The organism is Streptomyces sp. NPDC003284 (assembly GCF_053589675.1).
Genome location: NZ_JBSFSI010000012.1, coordinates 118,802 through 134,871 on the forward strand (window position 1 = coordinate 118,802; position 16,070 = coordinate 134,871).

The following is a 16,070-nucleotide window of genomic DNA, read 5'->3' on the forward strand; positions in this document are numbered from 1 at the left end:
CCTACCGGCCCCTTGACGGCCTCACGTTGGCGGCCCGGGGGCCGGACGTTCGGGACGGGCCCCGGTTCCGGGCGGACGGCGACCGGGCATGCCGTGGAAGGCGTGCGGGCAGATCGGAGCAGTTCACCGCCGGTGTCGGTCCGAGCCGGAGGGCGGCGGGCGCGGACACGGTTCACTGCGTTCGGTAGTGATCCACCGCGACGGTGACGGCCCCGCTGCCGGTCGGGCCTTCGACGAGTCGCACGACGGCGATGTCCTTCCGGTCCGCGCCGCGGATGCAGAAGGGCCGCTCGTCGCCCAGGTCGCTGAACGGCAGTCTGGTCACCGGCTCGGTCTCGATGCCGCGGATGCAGTCGGCGAGGCTCAGATCGTCACCGGTCGAGATGAAGGCGTCGCTGTCGTCGGGCTGGACGAACCCTGTGGCGTCGCGCCCCAGGTACCAGGAAGACGACTCGGCGGGGACCACCTTTCCGGCCTTGAGATCGAATTCATACGAACTGTCCGGGAGGGTGAGTTCGGCGTCCGTGTAGTCGGACGTGTAGGCGGATGAAGGTGAGGGGGCGGTCGACCGGGACGGCCCGCCGGACGACCGGCCGGTGTCCCCGGGCGAACCTGCTCCCGTCTCGGGCGGGTGGTCCAGGCAGTACAGCATGGTGCCTGCCGACGCGAGTGCTGCGGCCGCCGCCACAGCCATCACGAGCAGGCGGCGGCCGCGCCGCCGGCGGACGGGCTTCGTCCGGACGCCGTCTTCCGGCCGCGGCCTCGCGACAGCCGGGGCCGTGAGGGTGGCCGCCCGGGAGTGGGACAGCACCGTCCGTGCATGGTCGGACATCTCGCTGCTGACCGGTCGGGGGAGCCAGCCGTCGGTGAATTCCGGACGCGGACCCACGAGGGGATGGTCGTGCACGGCCGCGATCAGATCCTCGGGTGCGGGCCGGCCCCCGGGGTCCTTGGCCAGGCACCGCGACAGCAGGTCGTGCAGGTCCTGCGGTACGCGGACGAGGTCGGGCTGCTCGTGGACCACTCGGTACAGCGCGGCGGATTCGGGTCCGGGCCCGAAGGGCGGCGCGCCGCCTGCCACGTACACGGCGAGCGCCCCGAGCGCGAAGACATCGGTCGCCGGTGTCACCGGCAGGCCCATCGCCTGCTCGGGCGCCATGAACGCCGCGGTGCCGATCCGCAGTCCCGTACCGGTCAGCGCGGTGGTGTCCGTCGCACGCGCGATACCGAAATCGATCACGCGAGGACCGTCGTCGGCGATCAGTACGTTGGCGGGCTTGAGGTCCCGGTGGACGACGCCCGCGCGGTGGATCGCCTGGAGGGCCTCCGCGATGCCCGCCACCAGCAGCAGCACCGTACGCAGGGGAAGCGGGCCGTGGCGCTGGACCACCTGTTGCAGCGACGGGCCGGGAACGTAGGCCGTGGCGAGCCACGGGGTGGGGTCGTGCACACCCGAGTCGACCACCTGTGCCGTGAACAGACCGTGGATGCGTCGAGCGCTGTCCACTTCCTGGGCGAAACGCCGCCGGAACTCCGGATCCCCCGCGAGCTCCTGGCGCACCGCCTTTAGGGCGACGGGGCGGCCGGCCGGTGTACGGGCCAGATACACCACACCCATGCCACCCGAGCCCAGCCGGGCGTCGAGACGGTAGCCCCCGATCTCGCGAGGGTCATCGGCAGACAGGGGCGCCTGAGCGGGCTGCCCACCGGGGGACTGAGCGGACATGCGGGGGCTCTTTCGGCGCGAGGGGGACGGGAGGGGGAGACCGACTGCTTCCGCGGGGCACGGACGAGACGACGGGCGACGGGCCGGCGGAGCGTCCGTGTGTCGAGCGGCTGCCGCCCTCCTCTTACTAACTAAAACTTCAGTCAATATATGGCACCATGGCCACGCACACCAACAGGGGGGATCGAGTGGCGACGGACCGCAGAACGGCAATCCTGGAAGGGGCTGCCCGGCTCATAGCCCGCCGCGGGGTGCGCGGCCTGCGGGTGGAGGAGCTGGCGACGGAGGCCGGCGTCTCCGCCGCACTGATCTACTACCACTTCAAGGACCGGGCCGGCATCCTGCTGCGCACCCTGGAGTTCATCGGTGACCGGGCGGAACGCTACACCGCCGAGCGATGCGACGGCAGCACGCCCGACCGTCGCAGGCGCGAGCTGGAGCAGTCCTTCCTGCTGGAGCTCCAGGACCTGCCCGAGGTGCGCGAGAACAGCATCGCCTGGGGCGAGCTGCGGGCCAGCGCGGTCTTCGACCCCGCGCTGCGGGGCGACCTGGCCCAAGCCGGTACGGCCTGGGCCCATGAGGTCGCGGGGCTTCTCGGCGCGGTGCTCCCTGTGGCCTCGGCGACGGCCCTCGCCGAGTCGGCCGAACGGCTCACCGCGCTGCTGGAAGGGCTCAGCATGCGCTGGCTGAGCGGCGTCTTGTCGCTGGAGCACGCCCAGGAGCTCATCGTGGAGGCGATAGCGGTGGAAACGGAGCGGCCGTCGGAGGGGGAAAATTGACTGAAATTCTAGTCAATGACACTGTGGTGGTCCGTGAGGGCTCGTATGCGAGCCCTCACGCCCTACCGCCTCGTGCCCCCCACCGGCCGGATGCCTTCGTCCCGCCGACCCACGATCGGAGTCCCCTGTGACGGCACTTCCTCCCTCCCGCCGTTCCGCCCTGCTGACGTTTGCCGGAGTCGGCGCGGCCGTTCTCGGCGTCTCGGCCTGCGATCCCGGCGAACTCGCGCAGAAGGGCGATGCTTCCGGCGTCCCGAGCAAGGATGCCGGGAGCGACGGTGTGCGGCACATGGGCGCCGAGTGGGAGAGCCACACGCGGACCTTCATGTCGTGGCCCGCGCTGGAGTCGGTCTGGGGAGAAGACCTGCCCTACGTACGGGAGGACATCGCGCGGGTGGCGCGTGCGATCGCCGCATACGAAGAGGTCGTCCTGATGGCCCGGCCCTCGCAGCAGGCCGCGGCCCAGAAGGCGTGCGGTTCCCAGGTCGAGGTCATCCCCCTGGAGGTCGACGACCTGTGGGCCCGTGACATCGTGCCCGTCTTCGTGAAGGACAGCGGCAAGGTCACAGGCGTCGACTTCAACTTCAACGGGTGGGGCAACAAGCAGGTGCACAGGAACGACGCCCGCGTCGGCCGCACCCTGTCGCAGAAGTACGGGATCCCCCGTGTCCAGGCGCCGCTGGTCGCCGAGGGAGGATCCTTCGAGAGCGACGGTGAGGGGACCCTGCTCGTCACCGAGAGCTCGATCGTCAACAAGAACCGCAACCCCGGCAGGACCCGGGACCAGATCGAGGCCGAACTCAAGCGGACCCTGGGCCTGCAGAAGGTGATCTGGCTGGCCGGAGTGCGCGGCGAGGACATCACCGACGCCCACGTCGACAGCCTCGTGCGGTTCGCCGCACCCGGTGTGGTCCTCTTGGACAAGGCGTTCCCCGGGATGCCCGCCGACTCCTGGTCGCGCTCCTCCGACCAGGCGAGGTCCGTGCTCTCCGAGGCCACCGACGCCCGGGGGCGGCGATTCCGGATCATCGACCTGCCGCAGCCCGACCTGGACAAGATCACGGGCCGGGGCGACAACTTCGTGTCGAGCTACGCCAACTTCTACGTCGCCAACGGCGCTGTGTTCATGCCCAGGTTCGGAGACCGCGCAGCCGACGACCGCGCCCGCGGGATCCTCCAGGAGCAGTACCCCGACCGCGACATCGTGCAAGTCGAGATCGACACCATCGCCTCCGGCGGCGGCGGTATCCACTGCTCGACCCACGACCAGCCCGGCAAACCCGCCGCCTGACAGGGCGACCCGCCGACGTCGCTTCACCAGGGGGAGGAACAGGCCAGGGCGGTGCGGCTGTCGGCACGGCAGCGGTGAGCAGCGGTCACCGCTGCTGGGGGGTGACCGCCCGGACCACGGCGAGTCCCAGCCCGGAGCCGCTGTCGCGGCGCTCCGTGCCTCGCTGGAACGGCTCGAATCGGCCGGCCGCAGGCCGAGGCCCGCCCGGGTACGGACGGCAGCGCCGCCACCATCTACCTCTAGCCGTCCCCCCGACCTGCTCACGGCACGCGCCGAGGCGAAGAACACCCTCACCGGCCTGGTCCTCGCCCTCGCTGCGGTCGCCGTGCTCGTCGGTGGCGTCGGCATCGCCGACACCATGGTGGTGGGTGTGATGGAGCGCCGCCGCGGCGACATCGGGCGGGCTGCGCCGCGCACCGGGCGCACGCGGCGGTCAGATCGCCGTCCAGTTCCTCCTGAAGGCCGTACTCATGGGTTTCATCGGCGGGATCGGCGGCCTGATCGTCGGCGCTCTCACCGTCTACGGCCACCCCCTCGCCGAGGGCCGGCCTGCTGGCAAGCACTGCTTCCAACTGGTCGTCAAGCGCCGCACGGTATGGGGCCGAGTGCGGTGGGTTCCCACGATGTCGTCCCACGCGGATCCGCCGAGCCACAAGCCGACGACGAGCAGGATGTCCACGGTGGTTCTCCCGAGGTGGGGGCGGATCGGGTTGCCGATCGACCGGAGCGCGACGGCGCTGGGCGTAGGCGGAGATCTCCTCCCCGCACTGCGCGCTGTTCCACGGCACGGACCACAGGAACCGCAGCCGAGTGTCCGTGCGGCGGGGGCAGGGCTGTGGAACGCCGCGTCGGGCTGCTGGCCGCCCGCGGGCGGGGAAGTGGCCGGGAAGAGGGGCGAACCGATGCGGCTCTGGACTTCGAGGAGGCGGGTCCGGTCCACGGTCCCGGCCGTATTCCGTCCGAAACCGGGACGGCCGGGCGCGCGGGGTCTAGCGTTCTCTCTCAGTGATCAGAGGGGGCGCCGGAATGCGGACGATGGCGTTGCGCAAGGGTGAGAACACGGGGCTGTCGGCGGAGCCGGTGGTGCTGACGGTGGCGGTGGCGGGGCTCGCCGCGGACGTCTCGGCGCTGCTGCTGGGCGCGGGCGGCACCGTACGGTCCGACGACGACCTGGTCTTCTACAACCATCCCGTGCAGGACGGCGTGTCGGTCGACGGGCCCGTGGTCACCGCCGACCTGGGGCGGACACCCGCGGACGTCGACCGTGTGCTGGTCGTGGCCAGCGCCGATCCGTTGCAGCCCGGGGCGGCCTTCACCCGGGCCCCGCGCCTGGTGATCACACAGCCCAGGACGCCTGTCCTGTCCTTCACCGCACCGGACTTCACGTCCGGGGAGACGGTCGTGGTGCTGGCCGAGCTGTACCGGCGGGACGGCGGATGGAAGGTGCGCGCCGTCGGCCAGGGCTACGCCTCGGGCCTGGCCGGGCTCGCCACCGACTACGGGGTCGACGTCGATCCCGAGCCGGAGGCGCCCATGGCCCCGGTGCCCGCGCGAGGACACCGGCACACGGGGGCCGCGGGCGGCCTGTCGACCGTCGAGCGAGTGGCACCCGGTCTGATGTCCACGGCACGCCGGGCGGCCGAGGCCCTCGCGGAACGGGGGCTCGCGCACCGGTCCGCCGCCGTGTACCTGATCCTCGACCACGACTGGTACATGGAGGAGCTGTACGAGTCGTTCGCCGTGCAGGCCTTCGCCGAGCGGGTGCTGGCGCTGTCGGCGAACCTCGACGACGACGGCACGGTGCCCGTGATCTTCACCGGCGGGGACCGGCCGTTCCTCCAGGAGATCGGCCTGGACAACTACCGGGGCCGTATCGGTCAGCTGCACACCCGGGTGGACTGGGGCTGGGGCAATGTCGCCGACGCCATGCGGCGCGCGGTGCGGCACTACCAGGAGTCCGGGGCCACCGACCCGGCCTTCGTGGTGACCCAGGTGGGCGACGAGCCCTGGGACAAGGCCGAGGTCCGCGCCCTGCTCCGCAACAGCGCGGCACTGGGGGTGTTCTGGCTGTTCGTCGGATTCGGCCGCGGGAAACTCGCCTTCTACAAGAATCTCGACACCTCCGCCTCGGCCGCTTTCCCCAACGTCGCCTTCTTCGACGCGGGCAAGAACCCGGGATCGCTGCCCGACGAGCACTTCTACTCCGGACTCGTCGACGCCTTCGCCGCCTGGCTCCGCCCGTGAACCGGCGCGGCGGGCATGACCGATGCCCGCCGGACACCCTCGGAGCACAGCTATGACCTCGGACGATCTGCGCCTGCGGCTGCGTGGCCTGATGGACCCGGACCTAGCGGTACGGGACCTGCGCGACTACTTCGGTGTCGGCGGAGCACCCGGAGCCGTCCGGTACACCGGGAGCCGTTTCGAGAGTCTCGGCGGCGGGGGTGACCGTCCGGAGACGGCGGACACCGTGACCGCCGAGGATCTGATCGCGGTGCAGACCCTGTCGGTCCGGGTCCCGGCGCCGGTCGCTCTCGATCTGCTGGAGGGCGAGCTGGGCGTGCGGATGTCCGGACTGCTGCGTGCGATCCCCGCCGGCCTCGACATGGCCGACGCCGGGACCACCCACCTGGCGGAGGGCTCACCGGCGGACGCGGCCTGGAAGCTGCTTTGCGAGCAGCCCCGGATCGGCTGGGTGACCGCGGGCAAGCTCCTCGCCCGCAAGCGCCCCCGGCTCCTGCCCGTGTACGACCAGGTCGTGCGATGTGTCCTGGGCGGGCCCGAGTCCGTCTGGCTCGGGCTGTGCGCCGCGCTCCAGGCCGACGAACGGGCGCTGCACCACGCATTGGCGGAGCTGCGGCAGCGCGCCGGACTGCCGGAACACATCAGCGTGCTGCGGGTCTGTGACGTGGTCCTGTGGATGCGGCACCGCAAGGAGCACCGGCGGACCGGCTGCACGGCGGTCTGACGTCCGGACGGCGACCGGACACGGAAGGACCGCCGCCTCCGGAGGGGGCGGCGGTCCGGTGTCTGGGGTGTTCTGCCTTGCGGGCGGAGCCGGGGTGCGGGTCAGGTTCCGTTCGAGTGGGACGGGCCGAGGAACTCGATCTCGGCGATGGAGACCTGCTTGTCGGGGCCGGGCTGGTAGGCGGACTCGATGGTGAAGCGGACGGCGATGACCTTGCCGAAGCGGAAGGCGCGGGGCTGGGGGCCCGGACCCTGGTCGAGGACGAGGTCGCGGGTGGTGGTCTTGCCGTCGGCCGTGGTGATCAGGGCCTGGACGCGGTGCGGGAGCGCGGACTTGGAGAGCTGGTCGGCGCGGGTGGACTGGCCCGGGGTGATGATGATGTTCAGCAGGCGCGTCGGCTCGTTGAAGTGCGCCTCGACCCACTGGCCCTGGCCCGAGTCGGCGACGCCCGGACCCCACCAAGTGTTGTTGATCTTGTCGAAGACCAGGTCGGGCTTGTGGCCCGGGTACGAGCGGGAGGCGCGGTAGCTGTCGGGGGCGACCGGGGCGCGCTTGGCGAAGTGGTCGCGGGTCGCCTGGACACCGCTGGGGATGTTCACGGCCGCCACGATCAGCAGGGTCACCACGATCGCCGCGCCCACCCAGGTCAGTACGCGGTCGAAGGCGCGGCGCAGCCGGGGACGGTCGCCCGCCCACGGCGCCTCACGGTCGCCGGCCCGCGCCAGCCGCCGCCACCAGGGCAGCCGTCCCGGGGACTGCCGGTCACCGGCCATGGGCATCGCGCAGCGCGTGCAGTAGTGCCGTTCGGGCCGGTTCCGGGTGCCGCACCAGGGGCAGGGGAGACCGCCGCCCAGGCCGAGGTCCTCGCCCGGGGCGCGGACGGCCTGCGGGCGCTGCGGGGCGGGGCGGCCGGGCAGTACCGGCGCCACGGCGGGCTCCGGGGCGGCCGGGGCCTGCGGGTCGGAGACCGGGATGAGCAGGCGGCGGGCCCGCTCCGCCGGGTCCTCGGGGGCGCCGTCGGGGAACTGCGCGGCGGGCGGCTGCGGGACGGTCGCCGCCGGGTCGCCCGCGAAGGGGGCGCCCTGGGGTGCGTAGGGCGCGGCCGGCTGGTGGTACGGGTCGTGCGAGGGCGGCGCGGCCGCCGGGTCCGGGATGATCCGCAGGCCCGGGAGCGTGTCGTCCTCCTCGGACCGGTCGGGACCGGGAGCGGCGCCCTGGGCGGGCAGCGGCCGCGGCTCCGGCGCGGTGCCCACGGCACCCTCCGAGGCCGAGGCCGAGGCCGAGGCCGGGGCCGGGGCGGCTGTGGCAGGGGCCGCGGACGGTCCGGACGGAGCGGGGTCGCGGACGGAGGTGTCCGCCGGAGCGTGACCGGAGCCGCCGGAGGACGCCGCCGGTGCCGCCGGTGCCGCGTCGGACGCGTCCTCGGCGCGGCCCCGCCGCGCCTCCGCCGACCCGGCGGGCGCGGGCACGCGGGACGCCGCGGGACCCGTCCAGCTCAGGACCGCCCCGCAGGCGTCGCAGAACGACTGGCCCGGCTCCGCGCGGGTGCCGCATTCGGCGCAGTTCTGGGGGGTCGTCATCTCTCGGGGATCCTTTCGGCGGGTTCGGCGGGTACGGCGGACTCGGCCGCGGACACCTGGACCGTGTACGGCATGTGGGCGGGGCGGGCGGCGGCGACCAGGGAGTCCAGGCGGTGCCGGTCCGCGGGGGTCGGGTCGGGCAGCCGCACGTGCACGTGCAGCCGGGGGCGCGGCTCGCCGGGGACCGGGCCCAGCGGGCGGGCGCTCCAGTCGGCGGCCCCGCTCTCGGTGATCTCCGGTTCCACGCCGAAGGCGAGCCGCACCGCCTGGGCGAGACCGCGCCGGGTGCCGCGGATCCGGTGCAGATGCGCGGCGGCGGCGACCGCGGCCCGCAGCAGCGGCTCGGCTTCGGTGCCGTCCGTCTCCGCGCCCACCCAGCCGGCCAGCCACTGGGTGAAGTCCTGCGGGGCGAGCGACGGCCGGAAGTAGGAGTCCAGGCAGTCGAGGACGCTCAGGATCGGCGCGATCACCTCGTCGAGACCGCCGACGAACCGCTGCGCGAGATCGTCGTCGGCGAAGACCGCGGGCAGCATCATGCCGATCGGCGCCGACGACCCCAGACCGTCGATGGAACCGCGCATCAGGCACCGTCCCCGATCACACGCACCCGGTGGTCGAAGGAGAAGACGAGGGACGGCGCGGACAGGTCGATGCGGTCGGTGGCCTCGCCGCGCTTGCCGGTCAGCGGGTCGGCCGCGTGCAGGACCACCTGGTCGACCAGTTCCACGCCCGGCACCCGCTGGAGCACGGCGAACACCTCGCCGGACTGCACGGGACGCCCGAACGGCCAGCCCGTGCCGTTCGCCCCGCCGGTCAGCGGATCCAGGTGCCGGTACAGGGCGTCGTGCGTCTCGCGCCGCACCCGGTCGGTGTCCACCCCGCGGAACGCGTGCACCGTCGCCACCACGGTCACCCCCTGGTAGTACGGCGGACCGACCGCCAGCCGGGTCCCGATCAGGCGCCGTTCGTCCAGGTGCCGGGTGATGCGATCCAGCAGCGCGTCGCCGGGCACGAGCTGCTCGAAGCGCAGCCGGCCGCCCGGGTCGGGCACCGCCTGCGGCACCACCAGCACCCGTACCGCGTACGCCCCGTGCTCGCCCTCCTCGCCCTCCAGGCAGGTGATCCGCGCCGTCTCCGGAGCGGCGCGGCGGGCCAGCTCCTCGTAGTCCCGCAGGGTCACCGCGCGCTCCTGGGCGCGCAGCGTGATCGGCGCCCTGACCTTCGCCTCCTCCACGGTCTCCCCGTCCACACCGCCGCGCGCCGCCTCGCGGTTGACGACCTCGGAGACGTACGGGATGGAGGTGCGCAGGATCTGCACCGCGCCGCGCGCCACGTTGCCCGCCCGGCCGCCGCCGGTGCGGTAGCGGCGGGCGCGGATCGGGGAGCCCTTGGGCGCGACCGTCCCGTACTGGCGCAGCGAGCCGTCCGGTTCGCGCACCGCCGGGCCGAAGGAGATCTCGCCGGTCGCGGCGTCCAGGGTGATGTGCCGGTCGCCGGGGCCGGAGGCCGCGAAGTTCGGCACCACCCGCCAGTCCGTCCAGCCGTCGTGCTCGGCGGTCTGGAGCAGCACCGGCGGATCGTCCCCGACGACCGGCGCGTGCGCGAGCCGCAGCCGCTGTCCGGGCAGCCCGGTGGACTCGCCGAGCGCCTCGTCGTAGACCGTCTCGGCGTGCACGGTGGCGGTGGTCCCGCCGATGGTGAACGCCTCGGCGGCGCGCACCGTGGGGGACGTGGTGTAGAAGGGCTGTCCGGGCTGCGGCTCGGTGACCCGGCAGCGCAGCCAGCCCGCCTCCTGGCCGGCGTTGCGGGACAGCACGTGCCCGCCGGGGATGTGCAGCACCACCTCACCGGGCCGGTTCAGACCACCGGTGCCGTCCCGGTCGACCTCGCACGGCTGCCAGCCGTCCGCCGTCCACGCCTCCCACACCAGCGGCGGCTGCCGCGGGTCCACGCCGACACCGTCGACCCGGCTGTCCAGGTCCAGGGCGAGCGCGTTGTGCGGCACCGCGGCCGACAGACCCAGCAGCATGCAGTCGCCCGGGTCCGGGGACTCCGCGAAGCAGAGCAGGTCCTTGTCCTCGGCGGCGAGGTCATGGGTGCGGTCGACCGCCGCCTCGCCCTGGTGCTGCACCAGGATGTGCCGCAACGAGCAGGGCACGACGGACAGTTCGCGCTCGGTGGCGAAGACCACCGCCTCCTCGCTCTCGGTGCGCACGGTCGCCACCTCGGTGCCGACCGGCACCGCCACCGGCTCCTCCTGCGGCGCGGACAGCCAGAACGTGACGTCCGTACGGGCCGCCGACGGCGGGAACAGCGTGATCCCGACCAGGTCGAGGAAGGCCAGGTGGTTCTTCTCCGGTACCCGGTTGAGCCGGTAGACGATCTGGTCGGCCATGTGGGCGACCGTCTCGACCAGGGTGACGCCCGGGTCGGAGACGTTGTGGTCGGTCCACTCCGGGGCGCGCTGCTGGATGTAGCGCTTGGCGTCGTCGACGAACTGCTGGAAGCGGCGGTCGTCGAGGTTGGGGGAGGGCAGGGCCATCAGCGATCGCTTTCCGGAGCCGGGGCGGTGTCCCCCGGCTCGTCGTGGGACGGAATGACGTAGAACGGGAAGACGAGGCTGCGCGGGTTGTTGGTGCCGCGGATCGCGTAGCGCACGTCGATGTAGAGGACGCCCTGGTCGCCGCCCGCGGTCACCTCGACGTCGGTGACCTCGATCCGCGGCTCCCAGCGGTCCAGGCTGATGTACACCTCGTGCTGGATGCGGCCCGCGGTCTGCTCGTTGACCGGGGCGAACACCAGGTCGTGGATGGCGCAGCCGAAGTCGGGGCGCATCGGCCGCTCGCCCGGTGACGTGGACAGCACCAGGCGGATCGCCTCCTCGATCTCGCGTTCCCCGCTGACCAGCGCGATCCCGCCGGTGGGCCCGATGCGCAACGGGAACGACCAGCCGGACCCGACGAACTGCTCCGCCATCACCACCACCCCCGCGTTCCCCGCACACTGCCCGCGCCCTCGGCGCCCTTCGCGTCGCGCACCCCGCTCGCGCCGAACACACCCATCACACCGCTCACACCGATCACGCCGGAATCACCATCACCGGCATGCCGTTGGAGGTGAGGACGCCCATGATGGGCACGGTGACGGCCCGGATGCCCACGTTGGCCACGGCGTTGATCTGCACACTGGCGAGCGCGCTCAGGTTCACGGCGGCCGCGGCCTTCATGTTCAGGGCGGCGCCCGCGTCCACCGACAGCACGCCCGTCGACTTGATGCCGACCACGGCGCCGCCGCGGATGTCGAGGGTGCCGCCGCTGTGGATGGACAGGTTGCGCCGGGCGCTCAGCTTCAGATCGGTGCCCGCCTCCACGCTCACCGAGCGGCTGCCCTTGATGCTGACCGAGCCCTTGCTGTCCACGATGATCTCGGTGTTCGTCCGGTCCAGGTTCACGGTGAGCTGCTTGTCGCCGGTCACCAGCCGCACGCCCTGCTTGCGCCCGCTCGTCTTCTGGCTGAGCAGGTCCATGCGGTTGCCGTCCCGGTCGGAGACGGTGTGCCGGCTGGCCTTCTTGCGCACGGTGTCGTGCAGCGGCACGTCACCGACCGTTGTCGGCTTGTCCCGCCCGTTGTAGAGCCCGCCGATGACGAACGGATGGTCCAGCGCGCCCCGGTCGAAGGCGACCAGCACCTCGTCGTTGACGTCCATCGGGAACACCCCGCCGCCGCCGAGGCCGCCCATCTGCACCGTACGCGTCCAGTCGCTGACATAGCTGTCGTCGAGCCACGGGAACTGCAACCGCACCCGGCCCTGCTTCAGCGGGTCGTTGACGTCGGTGACCAGCGCGTTGGCCACACTGGGCAGCCGGGGCGCGGTCTCCGTGCCGCCCGAGGCGAGCCCGTACAGCGAACGCCACTGCCGCCCGCTGACCGTCACCCACACCTCGTAGTGCTTGCCGTCGCCGAAGACGTGCCGCACCGACGTCACCGTGTACTTGCCCTCGAAGGGCACCCCGACGTCGGAGAGCGCCACCGGAACTCCCGGCCGCAGCTTGGGATTTCCGCGCGCGACGACCTCCAGCTCGGCGAACGCCCCGGTCACGTCGTCGGCCAGCGCGTCGGCCGCGAACTTCACCTCGTTCTGCTTGTCGTAGGGCGTGCCCGTCTCGACCAGCTTGGCCGTCTTGAACTTCCCGGCGGCCGCGCCCGGGGTGGTGCCGATGCTGACGGCCGGGTTGTCGACCGCGGGCGCGGTCGAGGTGAGCTTCTTCTTCGTCGTCACGTCCCAGCCGCGCGACTCGACCTTGCCGACCTGGTCGGCGGCGGTCACCGCGGCCCGCAGCCGCAGGATGTCGTGGCCCGCCTGGAGCACGAACGGGCTCTTGTCGCCCTCCGTGTGCGGCGAGGGCGCCCCCGAGGACGGCTTCGGCTTGGCGAACTGGAACTTCCCGTCCGCGTCGACCGACATCACCATCTCGTTCTCGTCGGCCAGCCGGGCGAGGAAGTCCCAGTCGGTGACGTTGGACTGGCTGATGAACTCGTACACCGTCCGCGTCGACTCGATCCGCCCGACGGGCACGCCGTCCTGGGCGGCCAGTTTGCGGGCGATGTCGGAGGCGCTCTGGTTGCGGTACGCGGCCACCCGGCGCTGGCGCAGCAGACGGTGCCCGAGGTCGTAGCCGCGGATCACGGTGAAGGTGCCGGTGCCGTCGTAGTCGGCCTCCAGGCCGGTGACCTCGCCGGTCAGCAGCGGATCCCCGGCGCCCTTGCCGTCGGAGACCGGCGCCAGCACCACCTTGGTGCCGAAGGTGATGCCCAGCTTGCCGAGCAGCTTGCGGTACGGGTCGCGGAAGGTCAGCCGGAACGCGGCCGGCACCCCGACGCCCTGGTCGACCGAGCAGTCCACCAGGGCACGGGAGAACTCGATGGGCAGTTTGGCGCCGCCGATCTTGACGTCGACGACGCTGGAGAGCGCGGGACGCACCATCAGGAACGCACCTCCTCGGCGGCGGGCAGCACCAGTTCCACACCGTTGGGCAGGGTGCCCGGGTCGTCGATGCCGTTGGCCTCGGCGATGGCCCGCCAGGCGGACGCGTTGCCGTACTCGCGCCAGGCCAGCGACTGGAGCGAGTCGCCCGCCACGACCCGGTGCACGCGCTGCGCGGTGAGCGCGCCGGAGGTCGGGTTCTGCCCCATGGTGGCGTTGGGGATCTCGTGCAGATGCAGCCGGCAGGTGGCCCGGATGGGCACACCGGTCGTCCCGAACAGCGTGTAGTTGGCCTCCACCGAGCTGACGTACGCCGCGAACCGGGCCGTCGAGAACGACCCCCAGCCGAACACCACCCACGGCGGCGACGGCTTCTTCGCGGCCCGGCTGGCGCTGGTCACCTCGCAGCAGTCCAGCAGTGACTCCACCTTCTTCAGCACCGTGTTGCTCGTCGGCTCGTCGGAGGAGTCCAGGAAGATCTCCACATTCATCTCCCGCGGCAGCGCGCCCATGAACTCCGGGAGCGGGCCGTCCCGTTCGATCTGCGCGGGGGTGGCCTTCCACTCGGCGCGCCGGGTCAGCGACAGCTGAGCGGGGTTGAAGTCGAAGTCGAACGTCTTGATGATGCCACCGGGTGACGTGCTGTCACCCACGGGGGGCTCGTGGATCGCGAGCGTGGCCCGCACCAGGCTCTTGCCCGCGCCGCTCTTGCCTTTGGCCATGTCGTCCTGTGCCCTTCAGTCCGTTCAGTCCGTGAATCCGTGGTGGGCGATCTCCAGGACCTCCGTCGCCACGGACGGGCTCGCCGGGTCGAGCGTCGGACCGGTCCAGCTCACCGGCAGCACCTCCAGCAGCCCCCAGCGCGCCACCACCGAACCGTCCGCGCGCAGCGCCGCGATGTGCGCGGTGGGCCGCTTGATCCCCGTCTGCACGGACGAGATCCACTTGGCGACCTTGGTGGTGTCGGCGGTGAGCGGACGGGTCAGCCGGATCGTGGAGAACGTGACACGGGTCGGCAGCTGCCAGACGAAGCCGTTGTTGCCGCCCTCCTGGCGGTGCTCGACCTCCACCTGGGACGACAGCCCCTCGCAGCCGTTGAAGTAGCCGAGGCTCTCGCCGTCGATGCTGAGGGTGAACCAGATGGTGGAGCCCGGGTCCTGGCGGGACATCGAGGGTGGGCCTTTCTTTCGTTGCTGTCGTGCCGGACGGTCCCGGCCGGTGGCCGCGCGAGGTGCGCCGGTCGCCGGTCAGTGGCGGGGGTCGCGGAGTCTGCCGATCCGCTCGCGGTCCATGCGGAGTTCGGTGCGGATCAGCCGGGTGATCCGGCCGATGATCCGGTGCACCAGCTCGTCCAGCTGGAAGTCGGTCAGCTCCCTCGGGTCGAACGCGCCCGCCGGGACCCCGCTGTACTCCGGGGGCGCCGACTGCGACACCGGTTCCGGTGCGGAGGCGGCGGCCGCGGTGGTGGCCGGGGGCGTGTACGGGGGCGGCGGGCCTTCGGCGCGGTGCGGCGGCGGCCTGTGCGGCAGCGTGTTCGCGACGGCGGCGGCCGCCGCCGGGGCGGAATGCGCGCTCGTGACCGAGCTGGCGGGGGCCGACGGCTTCGACGGTTTCGACGTCTTCGAAGGCTTCTTCCAGAAGCGCTGGACGACGGGCAGCGGGGCGAGGGCGGGGTCGGACGCGGTGGTGGGTATCGGTGCGGACATCGGTGCGGACATCGGCCCGGGGGTCGGTGCCGGTGCGGGTGCCGGTGCGGGTACGGGACCGAACGCCGGGGCCGGAGGTGTGGCGCCGGGCGCCGGTACCGGAGGCGGGAAGGGACGGGAGGCGAGGCGTGCCACCGGGAGGGGGCGGTCGGTGGGGACACTCGCGGGGGCCGGGGACGCGGACGCGGGCGCGGGCGCCGGTACGGCCCGGGGGGCGGCCGGTGGTGTCGGCAGCGCGACCGGGGTCGGTGCCGGTGCCGGGTGCCGGACGCTGCGCTGGACGGCGGGCGGCACGGAGCCGGGGAGGGGCGATTCCGTCGTCGGCAGCGGTACGGGCGGGAAGGGAAGGGCGGTCGCGGGCGGTGCGGGAGTGCTCGGGGCGCGCGGGGTGCTCGGGGCGCTGCTGACGGGCGCGGAGTCCGTGGGGAGCACGCTCATGGGCGCGCCGAGGGGCGAACGCCGTGCCGGTGCGGCCGGGGCCTGGGGAGCCGGGGCCGTTGCCTCGGGACCTCCGGGAGCGTCCGTCCGGGGCCGCGGGCTCGGCGGAGCGGCGGACCGTGACGACACGGGCGCGCCCAGACCCTGGCGGGCCGCACGGCGGTTGTCACCGCGCCGCTGGACGACCGGCGCGGGCGCCGGGCCACTCCCGCCCGAGGCGTCCGCCGGGCGCGGGGCGGTCACGGACGCGGTGGGCTGTGCGGCGGCCGTGGAGCCGGTGGCGGCAGGTGGCGTCGCACTCGCCGTGGTCCGCTGTACGGGGGTGTCTGTGGCTGGGGCGTGCGGGGTGCTGTCCCGGGTGGGTGCGGTGGCGGCGCGGGTCTCGTTCGCCCGGGGCGGCGCAGGGGTGTCGGCGGCCCGGGTGGGCGCCGGTGCGGGCGCGGTGGCGGACGAGGTGGCGGGGCGCTGCGGGGCGGTGGGTGCCGTCGCGGGGGCGCCGTGCAGTGGCGTACGGCCGCTCTGGGACGGCGACGTCCGGCGCTGTACGGCGCCCTGAGCACCCTGAGTTCCGCCCTGGCGCGGGGGAGTGGCCGCGCGG

Annotated in this window: 13 protein-coding genes; 4 read left to right on the forward strand and 9 right to left on the reverse strand. The window is 73.1% G+C overall.

The window, feature by feature from the left end; translation table 11 throughout:
* Positions 1-172: 172 nt before the first annotated feature.
* On the reverse strand, positions 173-1,726 hold the full coding sequence (locus ACWDYF_RS24395) for a serine/threonine-protein kinase (RefSeq protein WP_389470428.1): 1,554 nt from the start codon (positions 1,724-1,726) through the stop codon (positions 173-175).
* Between the two features lie 158 nt (positions 1,727-1,884).
* Between ACWDYF_RS24395 and ACWDYF_RS24400 the strand changes: the two genes are divergently transcribed.
* The 4 genes from ACWDYF_RS24400 to ACWDYF_RS24415 all read left to right on the forward strand — a co-directional run bounded on the left by ACWDYF_RS24400 (position 1,885) and on the right by ACWDYF_RS24415 (position 6,764).
* A complete protein-coding gene (locus ACWDYF_RS24400) occupies positions 1,885-2,505 on the forward strand; it encodes a TetR/AcrR family transcriptional regulator (protein WP_389470431.1) in 621 nt (206 codons plus the stop codon).
* A 127-nt stretch (positions 2,506-2,632) separates the two neighbouring features.
* Positions 2,633-3,796, forward strand: a complete 1,164-nt coding sequence (locus tag ACWDYF_RS24405) for an agmatine deiminase family protein (RefSeq protein WP_389470434.1) — start codon at positions 2,633-2,635, stop codon at positions 3,794-3,796.
* Positions 3,797-4,831: 1,035 nt separating this feature from the next.
* Positions 4,832-6,040: a VWA domain-containing protein gene (locus ACWDYF_RS24410; protein WP_389470437.1), complete on the forward strand. Its 1,209-nt coding sequence runs from the start codon at positions 4,832-4,834 to the stop codon at positions 6,038-6,040.
* Between the two features lie 52 nt (positions 6,041-6,092).
* A complete protein-coding gene (locus ACWDYF_RS24415) occupies positions 6,093-6,764 on the forward strand; it encodes a DUF6308 family protein (protein ID WP_389470439.1) in 672 nt (223 codons plus the stop codon).
* Between the two features lie 101 nt (positions 6,765-6,865).
* On the opposite strand, the gene ACWDYF_RS24420 is transcribed toward ACWDYF_RS24415, so the two are convergent.
* The 8 genes from ACWDYF_RS24420 to ACWDYF_RS24455 form a co-directional block, all read right to left on the reverse strand.
* Positions 6,866-8,344: an NADase-type glycan-binding domain-containing protein gene (locus ACWDYF_RS24420; protein ID WP_389470442.1), complete on the reverse strand. Its 1,479-nt coding sequence runs from the start codon at positions 8,342-8,344 to the stop codon at positions 6,866-6,868.
* The gene (locus tag ACWDYF_RS24425; protein WP_381741258.1) at positions 8,341-8,925 is read right to left on the reverse strand and encodes a phage tail protein; all 585 of its coding nucleotides are present in this window, start codon (positions 8,923-8,925) and stop codon (positions 8,341-8,343) included. The genes ACWDYF_RS24420 and ACWDYF_RS24425 overlap by 4 nt, the downstream gene beginning before the upstream one ends.
* Complete coding sequence (locus ACWDYF_RS24430) at positions 8,925-10,886, reverse strand: putative baseplate assembly protein (protein ID WP_381741259.1); 1,962 nt, start codon at positions 10,884-10,886, stop codon at positions 8,925-8,927. Before ACWDYF_RS24430 ends, ACWDYF_RS24425 begins: the two co-directional genes overlap by 1 nt.
* Entirely contained in the window at positions 10,886-11,320 is a 435-nt protein-coding gene (locus tag ACWDYF_RS24435; RefSeq protein ID WP_026252564.1) for a GPW/gp25 family protein, read from the reverse strand. The genes ACWDYF_RS24430 and ACWDYF_RS24435 overlap by 1 nt, the downstream gene beginning before the upstream one ends.
* Before the next feature lie 103 nt (positions 11,321-11,423).
* Positions 11,424-13,328 (reverse strand): VgrG-related protein, encoded by a 1,905-nt coding sequence (locus tag ACWDYF_RS24440; protein ID WP_389470447.1) that lies wholly within the window; start codon positions 13,326-13,328, stop codon positions 11,424-11,426.
* Complete coding sequence (locus ACWDYF_RS24445; protein ID WP_064535501.1) at positions 13,328-14,050, reverse strand: CIS tube protein; 723 nt, start codon at positions 14,048-14,050, stop codon at positions 13,328-13,330. The genes ACWDYF_RS24440 and ACWDYF_RS24445 overlap by 1 nt, the downstream gene beginning before the upstream one ends.
* Before the next feature lie 24 nt (positions 14,051-14,074).
* A complete protein-coding gene (locus ACWDYF_RS24450; protein WP_381741260.1) occupies positions 14,075-14,497 on the reverse strand; it encodes a phage tail protein in 423 nt (140 codons plus the stop codon).
* A 78-nt stretch (positions 14,498-14,575) separates the two neighbouring features.
* On the reverse strand, positions 14,576-15,034 hold the full coding sequence (locus tag ACWDYF_RS24455) for an extensin (protein WP_389470451.1): 459 nt from the start codon (positions 15,032-15,034) through the stop codon (positions 14,576-14,578).
* Between the last annotated feature and the right edge of the window lie 1,036 nt (positions 15,035-16,070).